Raw genomic sequence first — 22,213 nt, 5'->3', positions numbered from 1 at the left:
AGCTCGTCCGGCCCGCTGAGCCCGTCCAGCCCGCCGTACGGCCCCGTCCACCGCACCCGCAGCGATTCCAGCTCCTCCAGCCCCGCCACCGCCGCGCCCGGCAGATCCCCTGCCACCTCCACCTCCAGCGCACGCACTCCACGCAAACCCTCAGGCACCCGCACCCCCGACGTGGCCAGGCGGATCCACCGCCCGTCCAACTCGGCCGTGACCGCCTCGGGCGAGCCGCCCGCCAGCCCCAGCCGCATAAGCCCGGGCGGCAACGTGAGCCGGCGCGGAGCGGCGAGTCCCCGCAGGGTCAGCTCATGCAGGCCGGTCCTGCTCAGGTCGACATCGCCGCCGGGCGGATCCTCCCAGACCAGATCCGTGATCATGGGCCGGCTTTCGAGCGCTTCGACGAGCCCGCGCTCAGCCCCCGCCCACAACAACCCCGTGACGTGCGACAACGAGTCGAGGCCCGCCCACCGCACATCTCCCCGGCGCTCGCGCAGGTCGAGCCGGGCCAACCGGGCGGCCTTGCGCAGCGGCGGCCCACCACCGAGATCCACCTCGACCAGCCCGGCGGGCGCGCCCTTGTAAGCCGCCTTGACCTGGTCGGGCAGACGCAGGTCCCAGTGCCGCTGCAGGACGACCTGCATGGCCTCGCCGTCCCACGAGCCGAGCCTGTCGCACTCACGCGGCAGACCAGGAAGCACGGGTAACGGGCCCAGAAGCACGAAATCGGCGGGCAGCGGCTCGTCGGCATCCACGGAGGCCGCCATCGGCCCGCCATCCCAGCTGTGGTGGTCGAGGACCAGCGGGCCGGCCTCACGCAGGTCGTCGAGCGTGGGCGGCGACGCCGAGTGCCAGGCGAGCGTACAAACCACCAGGAGTCGGTTGCGCAGGGCGGTCACCTGACACGCACCCCACCCGCCCAACGGCAGCGGCATGGCCACGACGTCACCGATCTCCAGCATGCCCGGGAGGCTAGCAACCACCTACGACAAGCCAGCCCGGAGCCCCAACCGCCCCCACGACAACCCGGCCGGGCTCCCTACGCCAAACCGACCAGAGCGGCCGGCAAGCGCCTACGCCAAACCGGCCAGGAGCCCCAGCCGCCACCTACGCCAAACCGGCCAGGTGCTCCAGCCACCGCCTACGCCAAACCGGCCCGGGTAGCTCGGTCGAACAGTTCCACGAGTGCGTCCGCGCATGTCCCGGGGTCGAGCCGGTCGGCCACGCCGTCGATGGAGGCGTTCAGCACGGTGCTCATCAGCTCGGGATCGAACACACGGAACGCCCCCGCCCGCTGCCCACACTCGAACAACCCCCGCAGCCACTCCTCCGCAACCCGCTCATCGGTATTGCAGACGATCTGCCGCAACGCCCGCGCATGCTCGGGCCGCGCGGCGGCAAACCCCAGACTGGCCCTGATGTACGCCTCCAGCCGAGCCCTCTCACTCCCGGCCCCACCACCACGCCCCGACCCGGCAGCACCCCGCTCACCAGCCGACTCGACCGCGGGCCGTACGAACGCCGCCGCCTCATCCACAACCACCCGCACGACGGTAGCGATCAACTCGTCCTTACCGGCGAAGTGATAAGAGATCAGCCGCTTACTACTCAACCCCGCCTGCTCACAAATCGCCTCAAACGTGGTCCCCGCATATCCCCGCCGAGCCAACACGGCAATCGTGGCGGACACTATCTGCGCCCTGCGCGCCTCGGAGGCCGCGAGGCGCCTCGCGGGCATCTCCATGTCAGCCCAGACTGCCACGCCCACCCCGGCCAGACCCTCATCCGCCCTGCCCCCGCAGCCAAAGAGACTGCAATGTGATCGGCACGGACCAAGCCGCACCGATCACCAAAGAACGAGCTCACATGTTGATCGTGTGGTGCGGTCCTCGCTGGCACAACGCCTCTAAGATCGTCAAACAAGAGAAATAGCCCCAGCTCACAGCACTTGTTGCGAGTCTGGGGCTTCTTGTTGATCCTGGTTGATTACGGCTGTTGTCAGCACCGGTGCTGGCTCCGTGCTGACCTCGGGGGCTGCCCTCCCGCGTTGGCTGAGTCGAAGTACGGCCCTGCCGGCCGCTTCCATCCGTCCTCCTGGCTGAGCGCTGGGGTTGACTGTCTCGCGACGCCGATCGAGGATCGAAGCAAGCAAACCGAGCAAACACGGTGGAGGACTGATCATGAAGATTCGCTTCCTCGGGTCCACATCAGACGGCGGTGGCTGCCCCGCCGTCTATGACACGGATCGACGCACCCTCATCGTTCAGGGCAAAATCGTCACCGACCCTGACGCGCTCGGCTCGCTGGTCAACCTCGACTCGGACGAAACGGTGGTCGAGATCCCAATCGAGCTGATGAAGTTCTTCCCGGAGCACCCGTGACCAGCCTGCTAAACGGACGAAACTTCCAAGACCTGTTCGAGTCGTTCCGTGAGAGCGCCTACAGACTGGAGTCCAGAAGTAGATACAACTCTCCCGACGAAAGCAGCGCAATTCAGCGCTTCCAGCACGGCAACCCGGACACGGATTACTTGTGGTCGCGGCCATGGCTCGACTCGATACGCGCCCAAACGGCCGAGGGGAAGCAATACCGTAGAGTTCGAGTCGTAGACATACCGCCGCAGCCATACTCGCGCTACGCACTGTGGAGCGTGCAAGGCAATCTCGCAGCGGGGGAGGATATTCGTTACCTACCCCGGGATGCGGCCAGCCAGCTTGGCATTCCACATCTCGATGTCTGGCTGTTCGACTCCGTGCGCGTGGCATTGCTTCACTTCGACAAGGACGACGTTCTTCTGGGAGCTGAACTCGTCGCCGAACCCGAGGCGATCAGAAAGCACTGCGTCTGGCGCGATGTCGCATGGGATAACTCCCTGAGCCGACAGGATTTTCTCAAGCTTGCGGGCGAGTGCGAGTAGCAGCGTTGACGAACAACCTGAACCAGGCCCGCGAAGCGCTCGGCGCGCGTCTGCGTGACCTGCGGATGGACGCCCGACTGTCAGGGCTGGCGCTCGCCGCCCTGGCAGGCTGGCAGTCCAGTAAAGTTTCCAAGATTGAACACGGCAAGCAGGCTCCTAGCGAGGAAGATATTCGGGCTTGGTGCCTGCACGTCCAAGCGGAACAACACATCCCGGACCTGGTTGCGGCCGTCCGCATCATCGAAACCCAATACGTGGAGTGGCGCAGGCAGCTCCGCTCCGGCACCAGGCGACGCCAGCAGAGCCAGGTTATTTGGGAAGACGAAACGCGCTTGCTGCGGGTCTTTCAGCCTGTTGTCATTCCCGGCCTTCTCCAGACCGAGGATTATGCGCGAATGATCCTAGCTAAAATCATCGAATATTATGGAATTCCCGACGATTTGGAGAGCGGCGTTTCTGCCCGTATGGAGCGCCAGAAAGTTCTCTATCGCGGAGATCGCCGCTTTCACATGGTGATTGGCTATGGTGCTCTACAAACTCACAGCGCGGAACGCGAAGTGATGATGGCTCAGCTTGAACGGCTACTCACGCTGATGACGTTGCCGCGCCTCCGACTTGGTGTGATACCGGCTCGTGCGGCATACGAGGTGACACCTTTCCATGGCTTTTGGATGTTTGATGAGCGGATGGTTCTGGTCGAGACGCTATCGGCGGAACTGAAGGTGACGCAGCCGCGCGAGATTGAGCTGTACGTCAAGGCGTTCGACTCGTTCACGCACTCTGCCGTCTACGGGCCAGAGGCGCGGGCGTTGATCGCTGCAGAGCTGGTGCGCCTTGCTGAAAGTCCTTGATGTTGAGCAAAGTCGAGCAAACTCCTTGGGGGTACCTGCTTCAACTGCCTACCGTCGAGCCATGGAGACGCACCCCACCTGCGCGAGCGGTGTTCTGCTCTGCGATCCGGTTACGCTGGCCACCGCGCGTCAGCAAGCGGATGCTCTTGACCAAGTTGTGCCGCACCTCAAGGCCAAGGGCGTTCACGAACTCCTGATCATGAGGTCGGACCCTCAGCCGTGCGCGATCTTGGTCTACGGCACCAATGAGGATCTCTGGCATCAGCCGGAGATGACCATTCAGGCGGACGGCGGATGGCTGGTCGCCACCGTGACGGTTGGGGAACGTTCCGGCAGTTTCCTCGTCGAGCTGCCCCGCGTCGGCCCCGACAACGAGCCGATCGGCACCCGGACCGAACTCGTGCCGTCAACCCTGCCGAGCCGCGTTGCCCTGCTCGTGGCGGAGCACGCAAAGGTAGCCGCATGAGCGCCAGGGCCACAGCGACCGCGCCCCAGGGTCGCACCGTCAACATTGACGCGATCAGGATCGAATGGAAGGGCTCGCCGTTCGCGCAGGCAGGCATGCCCCTCAGCGAGATCTCTTACGGCTATGTGGGCGGGATCAGAGCGTTCGCCCTCATCACCAAGGGTCGCAAGACCGCCGTTCGTTCCTACCTGCCGACGGGGGACGGCAAGCCCGTGGGTGAGGTGCAGTTTCCTGAACGAGCCCAGGCCAAGCGGTATGCCGACGAGAATCTCCAGCGGTTCCTCACCAGTCTGGTGAACGGGAAGAAGGCCACCGAGAAGGCAGCAGAAACGCCCCCGGCTAAAGACGCTGCCGCCTCCTAGCCGGGGTGCCGACGGCCCCCGGCCAGACAGGCAGACGCACCCACACTCGTCGGGTTTCCTGCCTGAAGGATCGCGGCCATCGTCCGAACGCGACTCCCGTTCTGGCCGGGGGTCACAAGGCCCGCCATGTCATCGCCTCGGAGGGACGGCGTTCAGCATGCAACTGGCGCAGGGCATTCCCATCACGGACGTGTCCCGATGGCTTGGACACCAGGACATCGGGATCACGTTCCGTACGTACGGCCACCTCGTGGACGAAGCGTGGGACAGAGCACTCGACGTGATGCAGGCGGCCTATCAGACAGGCACCACCGAAGTCGCTGCCGTGTGCTGACGACGGCGACCCTCAAATGCACCTTGGACTTTTGCTCTGCACGATCACATGTTGATCATGTGCCCGGCCAGGCCGTGGACGGCCTCCTTGACGGCCTCTCCGAGCGTCGGGTGCGCGTGTACGTTGCGGGCCACCTCGTGCACCGTCAGGTCCCACTGCTGGGCCAGCGTCAGCTCGGGCAGCAGTTCGGTCACCTCGGGCCCGATCAGGTGCGCCCCGAGCAGCTCGCCGTGCGTGTTGTCGCTGATGATCTTCACGAACCCGGCCGAGTCGCCCAGACCGTGCGCCTTGCCGTTGGCCGTGAACGGGAACTTCGCCACCTTCACGTCGAAGCCCTTCTCACGGGCCTGCGCCTCGGTGTAGCCGAAGCTGGCCACCTGCGGCTGGCAGTACGTAGCCCGCGGGATCATCACGAAGTCGAGCTCCATGGTCTCCGCGCCCGCGATCGTCTCGGCGGCGATGATGCCCATGGACTCGGCCGCGTGCGCCAGCATCAGCTTGGCCGTGACGTCACCGATGGCGTAGATGCTGGGCACGTTGGTACGGCCCCGCCCGTCCACCGCGATCGCGCCGCGCTCGGTCAGCGCCACGCCCGTCTTCTCCAGCCCGTAGCCCTCCACTCGCGCCTGGAAGCCGATGGCCTGCAGCACCTTGTCCGCCTCGAGCACCTGCGTCTGGTCGCCGCGGGTGACGGTCACCTTGACGGAGGAGCCGGTGTCCTCGATGCCGTCCACGCGGGTGGAGGTCAGGATCTCGATGCCGAGCCGCTTGTAGCGCTTGGCCAGCTCGGCCGACACCTCCTCGTCCTCCAGCGGCACGACCCTGTCGAGGAACTCCACGATCGTCACCTTGACGCCGTAGTTGTGCAGCACGTACGCGAACTCCACGCCGATCGCGCCGGCGCCCGCGATGATGATGCTGCCGGGCAACTCCTCGGTGAGGATCTGCTCCTCGTACGTCACAACGCGCTGCGACAACTGCGTGCCGGGGATCAGCCTGGTGCTGGCCCCGGCCGCGATGATGCAGTGGTCGAAGGTGATCGTCTCGCCGTTGACCTGGAGCGTGTTGGCGTCGAGGAAGGTGCCGCGCCCGTCGTACTCGGTGATGGCGTTCTTCTTCATCAGGTAGTGAACGCCCTTGACCCGCCCGTCGGCCACCTTGCGGCTGCGCTGGAAGGCCGCGCCGTAGTCGAAGGTCACCTCGCCGCTGATGCCGAAGGTCTTGGCCTCGTTGTGGAAGATGTGCGCCAGCTCGGCGTTGCGCAGCAGCGCCTTGGACGGGATGCAGCCCACGTTCAGGCAGACGCCACCCCAGTACTTCTCCTCGACGACCGCGGTGCGCAGCCCGAGCTGGGCGGCGCGGACGGCGGCCGTGTAACCTCCAGGACCCGCGCCGAGAACGACGACGTCATAGTGAGTGCTCATGAGTCGGACCATACCGCCCGGCCGTGTCCACCCCTGACCTCAGACCTCCACTCTGTACGACAGAGTGAGTTCATCTGCGGGAACACCCCGGATTCCCCAGTTGACCTTGGGCATCTCGATGATGTTGATCTCCACGTCCTCGGGATCGAGGCCCGACTTGTCGTAAATCGCACGAATCAGCGCCCGCTTGGCGTCGTCACTTCGACCCGTGAAGCACACCACCTCGATGATGAGATAACGCTCACTTCGCTGTGGGCAGACGAAATCATCCGCGTCCAGCAGCAGGAACCGGTGGAAGCGTTTGTCCTCCGGCAGACCCCAGGCGCTCACCAGACACGACTGCAGCAGATCCGAGACCTCCCGCTGCCGCCCCGCCCACACGTCCCTGCGCCCGTACACCTTCACCTGAGCCATGCGGTCAATATAGGCGGCCAATATAGAGGGCGTGATCCGCATACTCCTGGCCGACGACGAGGCCATGATCAGAGCCGGCGTCCGGGCGATCATCGAGTCCGACCCCGAGCTGGACGTGGTGGCCGAGGCCGCCGACGGCAGGCAGGCGGTCGACCTGGCCATCAGCCACCACCCCGACGTCGCGCTGCTGGACATCCGCATGCCCAGGCTCGACGGGCTGGCCGCCGCGTCGGAGATGCGCAGGGCCGCGCCGGGCACCGCCGTGGTGATGCTGACGACGTTCGGCGAGGACGACTACATCGCCAAGGCGCTCGACGTCGGGGCCAGCGGGTTCCTGCTCAAGTCCGGCGACCCGCGCGAACTGATCGCCGGGATCCACGCGGTCGCCGACGGGGCCGCGTACCTGTCGCCGAAGGTCGCCCAGCGCGTCATCGTGCAGCTCTCGGGCGGCAGGATGTCCAGGGGAGCGGTGGCCCGCGACCGCATCGAGGCGCTCACCGACCGCGAACGCGAGGTGCTCGCCCTGCTCGGAGCCGGGATGTCCAACGCCGAGATAGCCCGTGAGCTGCACATCGTGGAGGGCACGGTGAAGGCGTACGTGAGCGCCATCCTGACCAGGCTGACGGTGCGCAACCGCGTACAGGCCGCGATCATCGCCCACGAGGCCGGCTTGGTAGCCTGACGCGTGATGTATCGCCTCGTGTTCACGCAGGTCTTGCGGCGTTTCGACGCCGAGGCCGTGCACCATCTCACCGTGAGCGCCCTCGCGCTCCTCGCCCGGCTGCCGTTGCTCAAGCGGCTGCTGCACCGGGTGCTCGCGCCGCACGACCCGGCCCTGCGCGTGACCGCCTTCGGCGTGCACTTCCCCGGGCCGCTCGGGCTGGCCGCCGGCTTCGACAAGGACGCCGCGTGCGCGGAGGCCGTCGGCGCGCTCGGCTTCGGCCACGTCGAGGTCGGCACCATCACCGCGCACGGCCAGCCCGGCAACCCGCGTCCCCGCCTGTTCCGCCAGGTGAACAGGAACGCGGTGATCAACCGGATGGGCTTCAACAACGCCGGCGCCCTGGCCGCCGCCCGCCGGCTGCGCCGCACGCGGGGCGTGCCGGTCGTGGTCGGGGTGAACATCGGCAAGACCAAGGTGGTGCCCGAGGCCGAGGCGGTGGCCGACTATGTGGCCAGCGCCAGGGAGCTGGCCCCGCTGGCCGACTACCTGGTGGTCAACGTCAGCTCGCCCAACACGCCGGGCCTGCGCAACCTGCAGGCGGTCTCGCTGCTGCGCCCGCTGCTCACCGCGGTCAAGGAGATCGCCGACGGCACGCCGCGCCGTACGCCGCTGCTCGTCAAGATCGCTCCCGACCTGGCCGACGAGGACGTGGACGCGGTCGCCGAACTGGCCGTGGAGCTGGGGCTCGACGGCATCATCGCCACCAACACCACGATCAGGCACGAGGGCGAGACCGGCGGCCTGTCGGGCCGCCCGCTCAAGTCCCGCTCGCTGGAGGTGCTGCGACGCCTGCGCGCCAAGGTCGGCGACCGCATCACGCTGGTGTCGGCGGGCGGCGTCGAGGACGTGGACGACGTCTGGGAGCGCATCCTGGCCGGCGCGACGCTGGTCCAGGGCTACACCGGGTGGATCTACGGCGGCCCCCTCTGGGCCTCGCACATCCACCGGCAACTCCTGCGCCGCGTACGCCGCCACGGCCTGAAATCCATCACCGAGGCCATCGGCCGTACCGCCTAGGAAGCCCTGTGATCGAACAAGTGAAACTCAGCGACGGCGTCGTGCTCCGTCTCGCGACCGAGGACGACGCCGAGGCCCTGGTGATCGCCTACGACCGCAACCGCGACCACCTCAAGTACTGGGAGCCGCGCAGGCAGGAGGAGTTCTACACCCTCGCGGGCCAGGCCCAGCGCCTCAAGGGCCTGCTCGAACAGCAGGCCAGGGGCCAGGCGATGGCCTGGGTGCTGGCCGACGGCGAGCGCGTCGTGGGCCGCATCACGCTCAACGAGATCGTCCGCGGCCCGTTCCTCAACGCCCACGTCGGTTACTGGCTCGACGCCGGCTACACCGGCCGCGGCCTGGCCACCGAGTTCGTACGTGAGGTGTGCAGGATCGCCGACCAGGAGCTGGGCCTGCACCGGCTGGCCGCGGGCACGCTCCTGGACAACACCGCCTCCCAGGCGGTCCTGCGCAAGAACGGCTTCGAGCCGTACGGCACCGCCACCCGCTACCTGGAGATCGACGGCAGGTGGCAGGACCACCGGCTCTTCCAGCGCATCCTCAACGACCGCCCGGCCTTCTGACAGGGCTCGAACGACCGCCCGGCCTTCTGACAGGACTCGGACGACCGCCCGGCCTTCTGACAGGACTCGGACGACCGCCCGGCCTTCTGAGGCCGCTCACATGCTGGGCCGGGTGGACTCCGCGTCGAGGGTCATGCCGTCGAGGCGGGCCATCACGTCCGTGACGGTCACCACGCCGGGACGGTGCGGCCGGCGCCGCTGCCACGGGTGCGGCCCGGCCGCCGGGCGGTACTCCACCCCGAGCGCGTCCAGCCGCCCGAGGTGCCCGGCCAGCCGCCCGTCGAAGTCCTCGGCGGCGGCCCCCGCCCAGGCCACCTCCGCCAGCGCGCAGGCCCTGGGCCACAACCGGTAGTCCACCGTACGGGCGTCCGGCACGCGCTCGGTCCAGAGCTGCGCCTGCACCCCGAGGACCCGGGCCCGCTCCTCCGCGGTCCAGTCCTCGGGCAGCGGCGAGAAGGCCGCCACGTCGGCCACCGTGGGGCCGTCCCCGATGGCCATCGGCTCGTCGGCCGAGGATGCCTCGGAGTAGTCGAAGTACAGCGGGAACAGCGGCGTCGCCACCACGTCGTGCCCCGCCGCGGCCGCCCGCCTGCCCACGTTCATGCCCCGCCACGGCATGACGATCGTGTCCTGCCGCAGCCCGCCGCTGACGAACGCCTCGTCCCACACCACGGCCCGCGCGCCCCGCTCGGCCAGCGCGTCCGCCAGTTGCCGCAGGAACCACGCCTGAAGGTCGTTGACGGTGGCCAGGCCCAGCGACTCGCGGTACGCGGCGATCTCCGCCGAGGCCGCCCAGTGGTCGAGCACGACCTCGTCGCCGCCGATGTGCACGTAAGGGGTCTCGCCGAGCGCCCCGATCAGCTCGTCGAAGATCGTGGTCAGGAACTTCACGGTGGGCGGCAGCGGCGACAGGATCGCGGGGGAGATGCCCCAGCGGTCGAGCACGTCATGCCGCTCCCCGGTGGCCCCGAACTCCGGATAGGCCGCCAGGATCGCCGACGCGTGCCCCGGCACGTCGATCTCGGGGACGATGGTGACGCAGCGGGAGCGGGCGTAGGCGGCCATTTCGGACAGGTCGTCCAGGGTGTAGTAGCCGCCGTGCGGGAGGTCGTCGTAGGACTCGGGCTCGCGGTAGTAGTGGGTCGCCGTACGCGGGCGATGCGAGGCCACCTCGTGCAGCAGCGGGTAGGCCCGGCTCTCCACCCGCCAGCCCTGGTCGTCGACCAGGTGCAGGTGCAGCCGGTTGAGCTTGTGCGCGGCCATCAGGTCGATCAGGCGCAGAATCTCCCGCTTGGGGAAGAAGTGCCGCGCCACGTCCAGATGCAGGCCGCGCCAGGAGAAGCAGGGCGCGTCCTCGATCCGTACGCCGGGAACCTGCCACGACGCGCCGGCCGAGAAACGGTAGGAGGCGCCGGGCAGCAACTGGTGCAGCGTCTGCGCCGCGTAGAACGCGCCCGCCCGGCCACCCGCCACGATCTCCACACCCCGCGAGCCGACCGTCAGCCGGTAGGCCTCCTCACCCAGCTCCGGATCACGTCGTACGTCGATCTCGCCCGAATCACCGGGCAGCGGGTCCAGCCGGAACAGCGCCGCGCGCACGGCGTCCACCAGGTCGCCGGACACCGTCGCGTTCGAGGTCAGCACATAGGAGGCGGAAAGATCACGAATCAGCTCTGGGCGAGGAATCATCGGTTACCTCCGAGGAGACCCCCGCTTGCAGGCGGGGGAGGAATCGAACCCCTGCGGAGCAGGACAGGGGCAGGTGATTCGCCGCCAGGCGGATCACCGTGTGGAACATATGCACTACTGTCAGTTGATCGTTTTGGTAGAATGCGCAGCATGGCGGGGATGGTGAAGCGGGCTTACAAGTACCGCTTCTACCCGTCTCCTGAGCAGGCCGGAGAGCTTGCCCGGACGTTCGGCTGCGTCCGCCTGGTCTACAACAAGGCACTCGAAGAACGCACCCGCACCTACACCCTCCAAGGCCGTCGCGTCTCCTACGTGGAGTCCTCGGCCATGCTGACCGCATGGAAGCGCAGCGGCGACTACGACTTCCTGTCGGAGGTGTCGTCGGTGCCGTTGCAGCAGACCCTGCGCCATCTGCAGGCGGCGTTCGCGAACTTCTTCGCCAAGAGGGCGAAGTATTCGGCGTTCAAGTCCCGCAAGAAGTCGCGCCTGTCGGCGGAGTACACCCGCTCGGCGTTCCGCTGGCGCGACGGCGCGCTGACGCTGGCGAAGATGGACGCCCCGCTGGCGATCGTGTGGTCGCGTCCGCTGCCGGAGGGAGCTTTGCCGTCCACGGTGACGGTGTCGAAGGACGCGGCGGGCCGCTGGTTCGTCTCGCTGCTGGTCGAAGAGGAGATCGCGCCACTGTCTCCGGTGGAGCGGTCGGTGGGTGTGGATGCGGGCATCACCGCGCTGGCGACGCTGTCCACCGGAGAGAAGGTCGTCAATCCGCGTCATGAACGGGCCGACCGGCGCAAGCTGGCCGCAGCCCAGCGGGCACTGGCGCGAAAGGAGAAGGGCAGCCGTAACCGGGTCAAGGCGCGGCTCAAGGTCGCCAGGGTGTATGCCCGGATCGCCGACCGCAGGCGGGATTTCCTGCACAAGGTCACGACACGGCTTGTTCGCGAGAACCAAGTGATCGCCGTGGAAGACCTGACCGTCGGCAACATGGTCAAGAACCACCGTCTGGCCCGGGCCATCGCCGATGCCTCCTGGCGGGAGATGCGGATGATGCTGGAGTACAAGGCGGCCTGGTACGGGCGGACGCTGGTGGCGGTGGATCGCTGGTTTCCCTCCAGCAAGCTGTGCTCGGCGTGCGGAACCCTGCAAGCCAAGATGCCGCTGAACGTCCGGGAGTGGAGCTGTGCCTGCGGCGCGGTCCACGACCGGGACGTGAACGCGGCCAGGAACGTGCTCGCCGCCGGGCTGGCGGAGAGCTGAAACGCCTGTGGAGCTGGTGTAAGACCTCAACGAGAGTCCTATCGGGCGGGCGACCGGCGGTGAAGCAGGAACCCTCACGGGCGACCGTGGGAATCCCTCTCGTTCACGAGGGGGAGGATGTCAAGTATTGAGATAGTGCTGCAATCCGTTCGCCAGCGCCAGAGCGATCTTCTGCCGGAACTTCGGGTCCTGGAACTTGGCCGCCTCGCCCGGATTGCGCATGTTGCCGCTCTCGAACAGGATCTTCGGCACCGTGGAGAGGTTGAGCCCGCCGATGTCGCTGCGGTAGTTGAGCGCGTTCTTGCCGATGTAGTTGGAGTAGGGCAGCCCCGTGCCCTTCCGGTACGCGTCGCGCACCGCGATCCCCAGCTTGCTGGAGGCGCCCACCACCTTGTCCACCGGCCCGTCGATCTTCTTGGGCATGATGATGTGGAAGCCGCGGTGGCCGGTGTTGTTCGAGCCGTCGGCGTGCACGGAGATCGCGGCGTCGGCCTTGGCCTCGTTGCCGATGGCGGCCCGCCGGTCGATGCAGGGCCCGACGCCGTTGTTGCTGTCCCTGGTCAGCTTCACGGTGGCGCCGCGGCCTTCGAGGATCTTGACCATCCGCTTGGAGACGTCCCAGGTGTAGGCCGCCTCGCTGTAACCGCTGTTGGTCGCGGTGCCGGTGGTGTCGCACGCCTTCCGCTGGGTCAGGATGTTGACCTGGCGGTTGATCTCTTTCGGATGGCGGTAGTTGGCGCCGTTGTGACCGGGATCGATCACGATGACCTTGCCGTCGAGCGGCTTGGCCTCCGGTCCCTTCCGCATCGGGGAAGAAGAGGCGGACGCCTGCTCCCGCGCCGCGGCGGGAGCGGCCTGACCTGCCGCGGAGCCCCCGGAGCCGGCGCTTCCGCACGCGGAGGCGAGCAGGCCGCAGACGGCGAGGACAGTGGCTGGTAGAGCACGCATGCCGTCCAACTTACGGCAAACCAGGACCTCGATCCCGTCTTATGGCAAGCGTGGCGAGCCGTACGGGCTCAGCCGGGCGGAGGGGGGCTCGGCCGGGCGGAGGCCCGTACGGGCTCACCAGACGCGCTCGCCGACCTCCTGTCGTTCGAGCAGCGCGGCCAGCTCCCGCGCGTCCTCGGCGTCGAGTCCGAGGACGACGCGGGGGCGGCCCCACGGGTGGTCGAGCGAGTGGGCGACGTAGCTGGCAACTGACTCGGCGCCACCACCGTCGGCGCCCCGTCCCCTGCCTGCCCGCCAGTGTCCCCAGGCGCGTTCGAGCTCGGCCGCCGCGCGTTGTGCGCAGGACACCAGTTCCGGATCACGCATGACTGTTCCCCCGGATCAGATCGTGACCGGATTCGGATCCGGCCACAAATAGCATGACCCTGCCGAGTAAACCGCCGTGTGGCCGCGCCGCCACACGGCTTGACCCAGCCTTGAAGCGTTCTTAGGCAGGGCCCGTGCTCCGTCGCACGATCAGTTCCGGCTGGATCTCCCGCAGGCGCGAGACCTTGGCGGGATCTCCGATCCGGTCGCTCAGCAGTGCGGCCGCCGACCTGCCCATGGTGCGGCGAGGCTGGTCGACGGAGGTCAGCGAGATGTGGTGGGAGGCCGACAGGTGCGTGTTGTCGTAACCGACCACCGAGAGGTCCTCGGGGACGCGCAGGCCCAGTTCGCTGGCGGCGGAGAGCACACCGAGCGCGACCACGTCATTGGCGGCGAAGATCGCCGTGGGCCTGGGGTCACGGGTCAGCAGCGCGATCGCCGCCTCCCTGCCACCCTCTTCCGTCGAGTCCGCGGCCTCGACCATGATGTAGGGCGCCAGCGAGTGCCTGCGCATCGCCACGAGATAACCCTCGCAGCGCGACGATCGCCGGCCCTCGATGTGCGCGATTCTCTTGTGGCCGTGTTCGACCAGGTGGTCGATGGCCAACCGGGCGCCGAGCTGGTCGTCGTCGACCACGATGTCGACTCCGTCGAGCTCGATGTCACGTTCCCCTACGACGACCGTGGGGGTGTACGCGGTGGCCTCGATCAGCGTCTCGCTGGTCGGGGCGATGCCGAGCAGCACCAGCCCGTCGACCCTGAGTTCGAGGAAGGACTCCACGGCCTCGTCCTCGAACGCCGGATCCCACTGGCTGTTCCCGATCAGCATGCGCAGCCCGTCGCCGTGCAGGCTCTCCTGCAGACCGTCGAGGAACTCCGCGTAGAACGGGTTGTGCAGATCGGCGACGAGCGCGCCGACCAGATGCGTACGGCCTTCCACCAGGCTTCGCGCGACCGCGTTCGGGCGGTAGCCGAGCTCGCGGGCGGCCTGCAGCACGGCCTGGCGCCGGTGCTCGCTCACGTGCGGGGACCCGCGCAGCACGAGAGAGACCAGCGACTTGGACACGCCGGCTCGTTCGGCGACGTTACGGATGGTAGGTCTGGGCCGAGGCAGGGCGTCTACCTCTCTGGGCTCAGTGATGGTTGAAGTGTTGACGGGCGGTCCTGACATGTGTCTCCCCCGCGATGCGGATATGGGCACCTGTCTGACCAAACGATCGAGTTAGCCGCAGGGTACGGCCTTCGTTACGGATTGGCTCAACCTCTGTTACCGAAAGCCGGATATTGACTGCGTACTTGCCCGTCTGCCCGTCGGATACTGTGCAGATGTGACACCCGGGAAGGCAGCCGAGACGGCACGGCCGGCGCGGCGCAGGCTCAGCGTGGACCGGCGTCGGGAAGAGCTCATGACGGCGGCGCTGGAGCTGTTCAGCACCCGCGACGCGGAAGATGTCTCGATCGACGACGTGGCCTCGGCGGCGGGGGCTTCGCGGGCCCTGGTCTACCACTACTTCGGCGGCAAGCAGGAGCTTTACGTGGCCGCGCTGAGAAGCGCGGCGGAGCAGTTGGAGTCCCGGCTGCGCCCGCACGGGGGCGGCAGGGCGCGCGATGAGCTGGCCTCCGGGCTGAGGCGCTATTTCGACTTCGTCGAGGAGCACGCCGCCGGTTTCGCCGCGCTGCTGCGTGGCGGGCCTGCCAACAGGGCCGGCGAGGTCGGCGAGATCGTCGAGGGCGTGCGCCGGCGTCTGTTCCGCCTGATCCAGAAGCAGATGGGTGTCGAAGAGCCGAGCCCGGTGCTGCGCACGACCCTGCGGTCGTGGATCGCCTCCGTGGAGACGGCCGGCCTCGACTGGCTGGAGCACCGCGACATCGAACGACCGACGCTCGAGAAGATGCTCGTCGATCACATGATCGCGCTGCTCGGCGTCGCCGCCGCCCATGACGGCGACGTCGCCGCCCTGCTTGAGCGACTGGCGTGACAGCCGCCATCGCGGCGGCCGCCTGTGACGGCGAGTAGCCGGGCGGGTTTTGACAGTGGGAAGAGTGGCGCCGGGCGGGCGGCGCCAACCTCCCCTTCGTCACACCGGTGGACCAGGCCCTATGACCAGGCCCACCCCTTCAAACCCCCCTGAGGTCCGTGACGACCCTCTGCTACTCGGAACGCTGCTGCGGAATCCCCGCGAGCAGCGCGCGAACCTCGGTCTCCCGGTAACGCCGATGACCACCGAGGGTACGAATCGACGTCAACTTGCCCGCCTTGGCCCACCGCGTAACGGTCTTGGGGTCGACCCTGAACATGGTCGCGACCTCAGCGGGCGTGAGCAGTGGCTCGGCCTCGGGTGTACGAGCTGACATTTGTGCGGCCTCTCCTCCGTGTGGACCGGCTTAGCGATCCTGTGACTGCTTTTGCGCGTGTCACGGATGTCCCCCTATGGCACAGAGCGTGCGGCTTTTCTGAGCCATATGCGGGCATCACCCGATGTGACCATACAGCCACGCAGAGCGATTGGCGAGCCCTTCTTTGACCCAACTGCCCGCCCCCGTGGCTATGTCACGCTCGGTGATTCTAGCGACACGGTTCGTGGTATCGCAGTGAAAACGGCAAACTACTCAGTTCGCAGAAGAGAGCAGCCGCGAGACGTGACCTACTCATGCAGGTCAGACGGCCGTATTGGGGCTCAGTTGGCAGATTCCAGCAGTTGCATTGACTTCCACCGCAGGATGACCCTCTGATACATGGCATAGGCAAGTTCTTCTTGACTCGTGTCCAGACCTGTCAGAGCGGCAGAAAGCTCCGCCACGGACTGGTCGGCCTGCAACGCGTCGTCGTCCATGAGATGCACGAGCCCGCCGTAGTCGAGCTCGACCAGAGAGTGCGGGTGGAACTCCTCCAGCCACCTGGCGACGTCCTCCACGTCGAGGTTGGCGGCCACGTCGCCAAGATGCCTGCGCAGCACGTTGAGCGCCCGCGCGGCCCGCCTCCTGGCCTGGGCCATGGAGGTGACGTAGATCAGGTTACGCCCCGTAGCGGTGGTCACATCCTGTCCCGGGTTCGCCGAGCCGAGCACCAGCCAGCGCTCATTCCCATCAAACGGCACGAACCACGATGGCGGCACGTGCCACGCCGTGGTGCGGATGTGCGTGCGCAACGCCGCCGATCCGGCCTGCCGCTTGTAGCGGTCGAAGTCGTCGGCGGTCTGCTCGGCGATCGCCTTCGGCACCAGATGATCCATCAGCTTCACCGGGGTGGTGCCACGAAGCCGTGAGAAAGCCAGCCACGAGCGCAAACGGGTTTGCCAGGGGCAGACATACAGCCGGTCCTCAACGCGCCGGAGATAGGCGTTGGGGCTCTCCTGGGAGGGAACGGGTTGAGGGGGCACGCCGAGCAGACGCATGACGGACTCGCCGTGCTCCGCATTGAGCGCGTTCGCGCGTCTCGGGCGGTCACGTGAGTCGGCGTATTCGGCCCACACCTTGCGCTCGGGCTCTGCGAACGCGGTCAGTGGCTCATAGACACGGAGGTAGGCGGCATAGGGCAGCACGGAGGCATCGTGTCACGAAGCGAACCTGCGTGCACCGTTGTGTCCCTTACTACTGTGTGAGGTGATCTCCGCCGCAAAGGTGCGGCGGACCGGACAGGGAGTCACTACCGTGACCGACGTCTTCGGAGCGTCCCACAAGGACGTCCACGAGCAGGTCGTGTTCTGCGCGGACGAGCAGAGCGGCCTGCGTGCCATCATCGCCATCCACAACACGGCGCTGGGCCCCGCCCTGGGTGGCACGAGGTTCTATCCCTACGAGAGCGAGCAGGCGGCCCTGGCCGACGTGCTCAACCTGGCCAAGGGCATGGCCTACAAGAACGCGCTGGCCGGCCTCGACCTGGGCGGCGGCAAGGCCGTGATCATCGGCGATCCCGCCCGCGACAAGAGCGAGGCGCTGCTGCGCGCGTACGGCAGGTTCGTCGAGTCGCTCGGCGGGCGCTACATCACCGCCTGCGACGTGGGCACCTACAGCGAGGACATGGACATCGTGGCCCGCGAGTCACGCTTCGTGACCGGCCGCACCCTCGCGCACGGCGGGGCGGGCGACTCCTCGATCCTCACCGCGTACGGCGTCTTCCAGGGCATGCGCGCCTCGGCCGAGCGCGTGTACGGCACGCCGTCCCTGCACGGCAGGCGGGTCGGCGTCGAGGGCGTGGGCAAGGTCGGCCACCGCCTGGTCGGGCTGCTGCGCGAGGACGGCGCCGAGGTCGTGGTGTGCGACGTCGCCCCCAAGGCGATCGAGCGGGTACGGCTGCGCCACCCGGAAGTTGACGTCGTGGCCGACGCGAAGGCCATGATGACCTCCGACATCGACGTCTTCGCGCCCTGCGCGCTGGGCGGGGTGCTCGACGACGAGACGGTCGCCGCGCTACGGGCGAAGATCGTCTGCGGCGCGGCCAACAACCAGCTCGCCCACGCCGGTGTCGAGAAGCAACTCGCCGAGCGCGGCATCCTGTACGCGCCCGACTACGTGGTCAATTCCGGCGGCGTGATCCAGGTCGCCGACGAGATCGAGGGCTTCGACATGGAACGGGCCAGGTCGAAGGCCACCCAGATCTACGACACGACTCTGAAGATCTTCGGAATCGCGACCGATGAGGGCGTTCCTCCCGCGGTCGCAGCAGATAGGCTGGCGGAGCGCAGAATGTCGGAAGTCGGGCGTATTCGGGCCATTTGGCTGGGCCGCTGACGCCCCGCGCCCATACGACGTACCGAGCTGGGCACAAAACAGGTACGGTAATAGGCGAACGATAGGCTGACGCCCGGAGTCAGGCGGCGTCAGTGTGTGGTGCGTTAGCGACGAGGGGTCGGGGACGACCCCACACGAGGGGGTCGAGCCAATGGGGCGCGGCCGAGCAAAGGCCAAGCAGGTCAAGGTTGCTCGCCAGCTGAAGTACAACAGCGGTGGCACGGATCTTGATCGTCTTCGCGACGAACTCGGGGTCGGAGACCCCAGCAGCAATGACGACGCCGACGACCTCAATGATGAGCTGGCGGATCGCTATGCCGATTACGCCGATGACTATGGCGCCGGAGACGACGACGATGACCGTCGTACGTCCGGTGGCCGATAGCCGTTCTCCTGGGTGATGTGGCCGAGGGCCGGCGCGGGTGCCGGTTCCTCGCCCACGCTCGTCGGGCCCCACGGGCAACCGTGGGGCTTTCGTCACGTTTCCCGCGTAACAGCGCAAGGCCTTCCACCCGCAATTGAAGGCATTCCACCCTTCCACGCGCAACTGCAAGGCCTTCCACAAGGGGCGCTTCGCGCATGGGGTTCCAGACAGCGTCTCCCAAGGGGGCAAGCCCCCCTTTCGAACCCCCCGACAACCCCGCTCGCTCCGCTCGCCATCGAGCCACCCGGGCCCTGGTTATCCGGCGGGCTGCCGGGACCCACTTGTCGCTCGAACCAGTGATGACCCCGCAGTGGGTCCAGGAGCTCCGGCCCGAAACGCCTGTGATCTCTGCCACGTCGAGATGGCCGGTCCATGGCTCTCCCCAAGCCGGTCCTGATCCTCTCCGGCGACCCCAAGCCGGTCCTGATGCAGCGGAGTGATCCACCGGCCGCGGCCAACCCGAAGGTGGCGCGGATATCGGGTTCCGCTCACCTCGGGTTGGGAATGCCTCCGCACAGGTAGATGGACTCCTCCAGCAGTTGCGGCGTCAGCGTGATCCCGGTGAGACGCTCGGCCAAGAGGAACGCTGGCCCTTCGTGGGGGTAGCTGTGTGGTGGGTAGACGGAGTCGATCCGCTGCATGGTCTCTGCGAGTTCGTCCGGCATTTCCTCTGAGTAGCGTTCCGGGTATGGGAACTCAAGCTGGATCTTTCCGTCTTTGACCCAGTGGGAGTAGCCGTCCTGGTTCATGTACTCGAACCGGATCTTTCCGTCTTCGATCCAGTAGAAGTAGTCCATGCACTTGATGTCGAGGTAGTACTGGGAGACGAGTCGGGTGCTCGCCGACAGCGGAATGATGATCTCTTCGGTGACGCCGAGCGAGCCGAGGGGCTCGACGAGGAGTACCCAGTCTTCGATGGCGACGGCACCGAAGAACATGTTCCTCCAGTCGTAACCGGAGTAGGCGACCCGGGCCAGCTCCTCGAGCGTCATGGGTGTGAACTCCCCTAACCGGCCACCGAGCCGGGTCGCTACTTCCTCGGGCGCCAAGCCGCGGACATAGGTGAAGCAGTAGCCGTCCCCCATGGCAGAGCTCACATCGGAGAACCGGGTGTTGTCGTCAGGAGTAGCGATCATGTCGTCATGCTCGCAGCACCCACCGACACAATGAGCCGCTGCCTGGAATCCCAAGCTGCAGCGGCCCGAGTAAGTCTCCTCAGGCGACGGGCGTCAGCGGTAACGCGCCTCACCGGTGCCCGGGACGACCTCGCCCATCGCCCAAGCCTCAAGGCCGTGCGCGGCCAGCAGTCGGACGGCCTCGTCGGCCGTGTCGGCGGGTACCACGGCCGCCATTCCGACCCCGAGGTTGAAGGTGCGGTCCATGTCCCGCTGGGCGATTCCGCCGTACTCGGCCAGCACGCCGAAGATCGCCGGTGGTGTCCACGAGGAGCGGTCGAGCAGGGCGTCGAGGTGGGCGGGCAGCGAGCGGGAGAGGTTGTTCTCGATGCCGCCGCCGGTGATGTGCGCATAAGCGTGCACGTCGATCGTCCTGGCCAGTTCCAGGCAGGGCAGTGAGTAGATGCGGGTGGGTTCGAGCAGTTCCTCGCCCAGCGGCCGGCCCAGCTCGGGCAGTGTGGTGTCCAGGGAGAGCGCCTTCTCGCGCAGTACGTGGCGTACCAGCGAGTAGCCGTTGGAGTGCACGCCCGAGGAGGCCAGCCCCAGCACGACGTCCCCGGCGGTCACGCGGTCGGGGCCGAGCATGGCCGAGGCCTCGACCACGCCGGTCCCGGCGCCGGCCAGGTCGTACTCGTCCGGGCCCATCGCGCCGGGGTGTTCGGCGGTTTCGCCGCCCACCAGTGCGGCGCCGGCCAGGCGGCAGCCCTCGGCGACGCCGCCGACGATCTCGGCGATGCGCTCGGGCACCACCTTCCCGCACGCGATGTAGTCGGTCATGAACAGCGGCTCGGCGCCGCAGACGACCAGGTCGTCGAGGACCATGCCGACCAGGTCGATGCCGATCGTGTCGTGCTTGCCGTACTGCTGGGCGATCATGACCTTGGTGCCCACGCCGTCGGTGGAGGTCGCCAGCAGCGGGCGCCGGTAACGCAGCAGGGCGGAGGCGTCGAACAGGCCCGCGAAGCCGCTGGCGTCGTCGACCACCTCCGGCCGCCGCGACCTCGCCACCTTGTCCTTCATCAGGGTGACGGCGCGCTCGCCCGCCTCGATGTCGACCCCGGCGGCCTCGTACGTACTCACGCTTTTCCTTCCAACACGAACTTGCCCACGTTGTCCTGATCGATCGGGATCGGGTACGTGCCGTCGAAGCAGGCCCTGCACAGGCGTTCGGCCGGGATGGTGGTGGCCTTGGTCAGGCCCTCCAGGGAGATGTAGCCGAGCGAGTCGGCCCCGAGCGAGGCGCGGATCTCCTCGATCGTCAGCGAGCCCGCGATCAGCTCGGCCCTGGTGGCGAAGTCGATGCCGTAGAAGCACGGCCACTGTACGGGCGGCGACGAGATGCGTACGTGCACCTCGCGCGCCCCCGCCTCGCGCAACATCTTGACGATGGCCCGCTGGGTGTTGCCGCGCACGATCGAGTCGTCCACGACGATGAGGCGCTTGCCCTCCACGACCTCGCGCAGCGGGTTGAGCTTGAGCCGGATGCCGAGCTGGCGGATGGTCTGCGAGGGCTGGATGAAGGTGCGGCCCACGTAGGAGTTCTTGACCAGGCCCTGGCCGTAGGGGATGCCGCTCTCCTCGGCGTACCCCACGGCGGCGGGCGTGCCCGACTCGGGCGTGGGGATGACCAGGTCGGCCTCCACGGGGTGCTCGCGGGCCAGCTCGCGGCCGACCTCGACCCTGGTGACCTGTACGCCGCGCCCGGCGATGGTGGTGTCGGGGCGGGCGAGGTAGACGTACTCGAACAGGCAGCCCTTCGGCTCGGCCAGCGCGAAGCGGCGCGACCGCACGCCGCGCTCGTCGATTGTGATCAGCTCGCCCGGCTCGATCTCGCGTACGAACGTGGCGCCCACGATGTCGAGCCCGGCCGTTTCGGAGGCCACCACCCAGCCGCGCTCCAGCCGGCCCAGGACCAGCGGGCGGATGCCCTGCGGGTCGCGGGCGGCGTAGAGCGTCGTCTCGTCCATGAAGACCAGCGTGTACGCGCCCTTGACCTGCGGGAGCAGCTCGGCGGCGGCGTCCTCGACGGAGCGGGTGCGGTCCTGCGCCAGCAGCGTGGTCAGGACCTCGGTGTCGGTCGTGGCCCTGATGGTGCCGGGGGTCAGGCGCTGGGCCAGCTCCGGGGTGTTGATCAGGTTGCCGTTGTGGGCCAGCGCCAGCCCGCCCACCTCGGTGGAGCTGAGCGTGGGCTGCGCGTTCTCCCACACGCTGGACCCGGTCGTGGAGTAGCGGCAGTGCCCGATCGCCAGGTGGCCGCGCAGGGTGCTGAGCACCGCCTCGTCGAAGACCTGGGAGACCAGGCCCATGTCCTTGTAGACGAGGATGCGGCTACCCTCGCTGACCGCGATGCCCGCGGACTCCTGGCCGCGGTGCTGCAACGCGTACAGCCCGTAGTAGGTGAGTTTGGAAACTTCCTCGCCCGGAGCCCAGACGCCGAAGACACCGCAGGCGTCTTTAGGTGCGCGGTCATGGGGGTCCAGGTCATGGCCGAGCCGGCCGTCGCCCTTCAGCACATGCCTCAGTTTAGGTCGGCCGCTTCGGTGCTCGCACACCCGGG

26 protein-coding genes and 1 pseudogene are annotated in these 22,213 nt (G+C 67.6%); 13 read left to right on the top strand and 14 right to left on the bottom strand.

Translation table 11 applies throughout. The features are described 5' to 3' along the window. From AB0I81_RS50650 to AB0I81_RS50640, 3 genes and pseudogenes are all read right to left on the bottom strand, one after another. A partial coding sequence (locus AB0I81_RS50650; protein ID WP_360674396.1) for a hypothetical protein occupies positions 1-956 on the bottom strand: 956 nt, incomplete at its 3' end. 179 nt (positions 957-1,135) lie between these two features. After that, on the bottom strand, positions 1,136-1,537 hold the full coding sequence (locus AB0I81_RS50645) for a hypothetical protein (RefSeq protein ID WP_360674634.1): 402 nt from the start codon (positions 1,535-1,537) through the stop codon (positions 1,136-1,138). A 24-nt stretch (positions 1,538-1,561) separates the two neighbouring features. Continuing rightward, positions 1,562-1,732: pseudogene (locus tag AB0I81_RS50640) on the bottom strand (TetR family transcriptional regulator); the annotation flags it as partial. A 442-nt stretch (positions 1,733-2,174) separates the two neighbouring features. Between AB0I81_RS50640 and AB0I81_RS50635 the strand changes: the two are divergent. From AB0I81_RS50635 to AB0I81_RS50610, 6 genes are all read left to right on the top strand, one after another. Then, positions 2,175-2,375 carry a hypothetical protein gene (locus tag AB0I81_RS50635; protein WP_360674393.1) on the top strand — a complete coding sequence of 67 codons (201 nt, stop codon included), beginning with the start codon at positions 2,175-2,177 and terminating at the stop codon, positions 2,373-2,375. Continuing rightward, entirely contained in the window at positions 2,372-2,911 is a 540-nt protein-coding gene (locus AB0I81_RS50630; RefSeq protein ID WP_360674390.1) for a DUF6879 family protein, read from the top strand. The genes AB0I81_RS50635 and AB0I81_RS50630 overlap by 4 nt, the downstream gene beginning before the upstream one ends. 5 nt (positions 2,912-2,916) lie before the next feature. Continuing rightward, positions 2,917-3,762, top strand: a complete 846-nt coding sequence (locus tag AB0I81_RS50625) for a DUF5753 domain-containing protein (protein WP_360674387.1) — start codon at positions 2,917-2,919, stop codon at positions 3,760-3,762. Positions 3,763-3,823: 61 nt separating this feature from the next. Then, positions 3,824-4,228, top strand: coding sequence for a hypothetical protein (locus tag AB0I81_RS50620; RefSeq protein ID WP_360674384.1), 405 nt, complete (start codon positions 3,824-3,826; stop codon positions 4,226-4,228). Continuing rightward, a complete protein-coding gene (locus AB0I81_RS50615; RefSeq protein ID WP_360674382.1) occupies positions 4,225-4,590 on the top strand; it encodes a hypothetical protein in 366 nt (121 codons plus the stop codon). The genes AB0I81_RS50620 and AB0I81_RS50615 overlap by 4 nt, the downstream gene beginning before the upstream one ends. 157 nt (positions 4,591-4,747) lie before the next feature. Continuing rightward, entirely contained in the window at positions 4,748-4,924 is a 177-nt protein-coding gene (locus tag AB0I81_RS50610; RefSeq protein WP_360674379.1) for a hypothetical protein, read from the top strand. A 44-nt stretch (positions 4,925-4,968) separates the two neighbouring features. On the opposite strand, the gene lpdA is transcribed toward AB0I81_RS50610, so the two are convergent. Then, entirely contained in the window at positions 4,969-6,348 is a 1,380-nt protein-coding gene (gene lpdA / locus AB0I81_RS50605; protein ID WP_360674376.1) for a dihydrolipoyl dehydrogenase, read from the bottom strand. A 39-nt stretch (positions 6,349-6,387) separates the two neighbouring features. Next, a complete protein-coding gene (locus tag AB0I81_RS50600; protein ID WP_360674374.1) occupies positions 6,388-6,762 on the bottom strand; it encodes a tautomerase family protein in 375 nt (124 codons plus the stop codon). A gap of 31 nt (positions 6,763-6,793) precedes the next feature. Here AB0I81_RS50600 and AB0I81_RS50595 point away from each other — a divergent pair, with 31 nt between their 5' ends. Genes AB0I81_RS50595 through AB0I81_RS50585 form a run of 3 tightly spaced genes read left to right on the top strand, consistent with a single transcriptional unit; the run spans position 6,794 to position 9,066 of the window. Beyond that, positions 6,794-7,444: a response regulator transcription factor gene (locus AB0I81_RS50595; RefSeq protein ID WP_360674371.1), complete on the top strand. Its 651-nt coding sequence runs from the start codon at positions 6,794-6,796 to the stop codon at positions 7,442-7,444. A gap of 6 nt (positions 7,445-7,450) precedes the next feature. Next, complete coding sequence (locus AB0I81_RS50590) at positions 7,451-8,503, top strand: quinone-dependent dihydroorotate dehydrogenase (protein ID WP_360674368.1); 1,053 nt, start codon at positions 7,451-7,453, stop codon at positions 8,501-8,503. Between the two features lie 20 nt (positions 8,504-8,523). After that, on the top strand, positions 8,524-9,066 hold the full coding sequence (locus AB0I81_RS50585; protein WP_360674365.1) for a GNAT family N-acetyltransferase: 543 nt from the start codon (positions 8,524-8,526) through the stop codon (positions 9,064-9,066). A gap of 96 nt (positions 9,067-9,162) precedes the next feature. On the opposite strand, the gene AB0I81_RS50580 is transcribed toward AB0I81_RS50585, so the two are convergent. Continuing rightward, positions 9,163-10,755, bottom strand: coding sequence for a beta-N-acetylhexosaminidase (locus AB0I81_RS50580; RefSeq protein ID WP_360674362.1), 1,593 nt, complete (start codon positions 10,753-10,755; stop codon positions 9,163-9,165). Between the two features lie 150 nt (positions 10,756-10,905). Here AB0I81_RS50580 and AB0I81_RS50575 point away from each other — a divergent pair, with 150 nt between their 5' ends. Beyond that, a complete protein-coding gene (locus AB0I81_RS50575; protein WP_360674359.1) occupies positions 10,906-12,012 on the top strand; it encodes an RNA-guided endonuclease TnpB family protein in 1,107 nt (368 codons plus the stop codon). 120 nt (positions 12,013-12,132) lie between these two features. Here the strand turns inward: AB0I81_RS50575 and AB0I81_RS50570 are convergent, their stop codons facing one another. The 3 genes from AB0I81_RS50570 to AB0I81_RS50560 all read right to left on the bottom strand — a co-directional run bounded on the left by AB0I81_RS50570 (position 12,133) and on the right by AB0I81_RS50560 (position 14,419). After that, positions 12,133-12,960, bottom strand: coding sequence for an N-acetylmuramoyl-L-alanine amidase (locus AB0I81_RS50570; RefSeq protein ID WP_360674356.1), 828 nt, complete (start codon positions 12,958-12,960; stop codon positions 12,133-12,135). Between the two features lie 114 nt (positions 12,961-13,074). Continuing rightward, positions 13,075-13,326, bottom strand: a complete 252-nt coding sequence (locus tag AB0I81_RS50565; RefSeq protein WP_360674353.1) for a hypothetical protein — start codon at positions 13,324-13,326, stop codon at positions 13,075-13,077. A 121-nt stretch (positions 13,327-13,447) separates the two neighbouring features. Then, on the bottom strand, positions 13,448-14,419 hold the full coding sequence (locus AB0I81_RS50560; protein ID WP_360674622.1) for a LacI family DNA-binding transcriptional regulator: 972 nt from the start codon (positions 14,417-14,419) through the stop codon (positions 13,448-13,450). A 235-nt stretch (positions 14,420-14,654) separates the two neighbouring features. Between AB0I81_RS50560 and AB0I81_RS50555 the strand changes: the two genes are divergently transcribed. Beyond that, entirely contained in the window at positions 14,655-15,305 is a 651-nt protein-coding gene (locus tag AB0I81_RS50555) for a TetR/AcrR family transcriptional regulator (RefSeq protein ID WP_360674350.1), read from the top strand. 172 nt (positions 15,306-15,477) lie between these two features. Here the strand turns inward: AB0I81_RS50555 and bldC are convergent, their stop codons facing one another. Both bldC and AB0I81_RS50545 read right to left on the bottom strand, forming a co-directional pair. After that, positions 15,478-15,681 carry a developmental transcriptional regulator BldC gene (gene bldC / locus AB0I81_RS50550; RefSeq protein WP_013133571.1) on the bottom strand — a complete coding sequence of 68 codons (204 nt, stop codon included), beginning with the start codon at positions 15,679-15,681 and terminating at the stop codon, positions 15,478-15,480. Between the two features lie 323 nt (positions 15,682-16,004). Then, positions 16,005-16,868: a hypothetical protein gene (locus tag AB0I81_RS50545; RefSeq protein WP_360674347.1), complete on the bottom strand. Its 864-nt coding sequence runs from the start codon at positions 16,866-16,868 to the stop codon at positions 16,005-16,007. A gap of 109 nt (positions 16,869-16,977) precedes the next feature. On the opposite strand from AB0I81_RS50545, the gene AB0I81_RS50540 reads away from it, so the two are divergent. Further along, positions 16,978-18,057, top strand: coding sequence for a Glu/Leu/Phe/Val dehydrogenase dimerization domain-containing protein (locus AB0I81_RS50540; protein WP_360674344.1), 1,080 nt, complete (start codon positions 16,978-16,980; stop codon positions 18,055-18,057). A gap of 151 nt (positions 18,058-18,208) precedes the next feature. Then, positions 18,209-18,442 carry a DUF3073 domain-containing protein gene (locus tag AB0I81_RS50535; RefSeq protein WP_360674341.1) on the top strand — a complete coding sequence of 78 codons (234 nt, stop codon included), beginning with the start codon at positions 18,209-18,211 and terminating at the stop codon, positions 18,440-18,442. Between the two features lie 527 nt (positions 18,443-18,969). On the opposite strand, the gene AB0I81_RS50530 is transcribed toward AB0I81_RS50535, so the two are convergent. The 3 genes from AB0I81_RS50530 to purF all read right to left on the bottom strand — a co-directional run bounded on the left by AB0I81_RS50530 (position 18,970) and on the right by purF (position 22,169). Beyond that, entirely contained in the window at positions 18,970-19,617 is a 648-nt protein-coding gene (locus AB0I81_RS50530; protein ID WP_360674338.1) for a DUF6461 domain-containing protein, read from the bottom strand. Positions 19,618-19,710: 93 nt separating this feature from the next. Next, positions 19,711-20,736: a phosphoribosylformylglycinamidine cyclo-ligase gene (gene purM, locus AB0I81_RS50525; protein WP_360674336.1), complete on the bottom strand. Its 1,026-nt coding sequence runs from the start codon at positions 20,734-20,736 to the stop codon at positions 19,711-19,713. Next, the gene (purF, locus tag AB0I81_RS50520) at positions 20,733-22,169 is read right to left on the bottom strand and encodes an amidophosphoribosyltransferase (protein WP_360674333.1); all 1,437 of its coding nucleotides are present in this window, start codon (positions 22,167-22,169) and stop codon (positions 20,733-20,735) included. Before purF ends, purM begins: the two co-directional genes overlap by 4 nt. Between the last annotated feature and the right edge of the window lie 44 nt (positions 22,170-22,213).

The organism is Nonomuraea sp. NPDC050404, from assembly GCF_040655495.1.
Lineage (GTDB): Bacteria > Actinomycetota > Actinomycetes > Streptosporangiales > Streptosporangiaceae > Nonomuraea.
This window is presented reverse-complemented; position numbering and strand designations above follow the sequence as displayed.

Coding starts and splice junctions, on each gene's coding strand:
- AB0I81_RS50635 (WP_360674393.1), top strand. CDS start 2,175: ATGAAGATTCGCTTCCTCGGGTCCACATCAGACGGCGGTGGCTGCCCC.
- AB0I81_RS50620 (WP_360674384.1), top strand. CDS start 3,824: ATGGAGACGCACCCCACCTGCGCGAGCGGTGTTCTGCTCTGCGATCCG.
- AB0I81_RS50615 (WP_360674382.1), top strand. CDS start 4,225: ATGAGCGCCAGGGCCACAGCGACCGCGCCCCAGGGTCGCACCGTCAAC.
- AB0I81_RS50610 (WP_360674379.1), top strand. CDS start 4,748: ATGCAACTGGCGCAGGGCATTCCCATCACGGACGTGTCCCGATGGCTT.
- lpdA (WP_360674376.1), bottom strand. CDS start 6,348: ATGAGCACTCACTATGACGTCGTCGTTCTCGGCGCGGGTCCTGGAGGT.
- AB0I81_RS50600 (WP_360674374.1), bottom strand. CDS start 6,762: ATGGCTCAGGTGAAGGTGTACGGGCGCAGGGACGTGTGGGCGGGGCGG.
- AB0I81_RS50590 (WP_360674368.1), top strand. CDS start 7,451: ATGTATCGCCTCGTGTTCACGCAGGTCTTGCGGCGTTTCGACGCCGAG.
- AB0I81_RS50580 (WP_360674362.1), bottom strand. CDS start 10,755: ATGATTCCTCGCCCAGAGCTGATTCGTGATCTTTCCGCCTCCTATGTG.
- AB0I81_RS50575 (WP_360674359.1), top strand. CDS start 10,906: ATGGCGGGGATGGTGAAGCGGGCTTACAAGTACCGCTTCTACCCGTCT.
- AB0I81_RS50570 (WP_360674356.1), bottom strand. CDS start 12,960: ATGCGTGCTCTACCAGCCACTGTCCTCGCCGTCTGCGGCCTGCTCGCC.
- AB0I81_RS50565 (WP_360674353.1), bottom strand. CDS start 13,326: ATGCGTGATCCGGAACTGGTGTCCTGCGCACAACGCGCGGCGGCCGAG.
- bldC (WP_013133571.1), bottom strand. CDS start 15,681: ATGTCAGCTCGTACACCCGAGGCCGAGCCACTGCTCACGCCCGCTGAG.
- AB0I81_RS50535 (WP_360674341.1), top strand. CDS start 18,209: ATGGGGCGCGGCCGAGCAAAGGCCAAGCAGGTCAAGGTTGCTCGCCAG.
- AB0I81_RS50530 (WP_360674338.1), bottom strand. CDS start 19,617: ATGATCGCTACTCCTGACGACAACACCCGGTTCTCCGATGTGAGCTCT.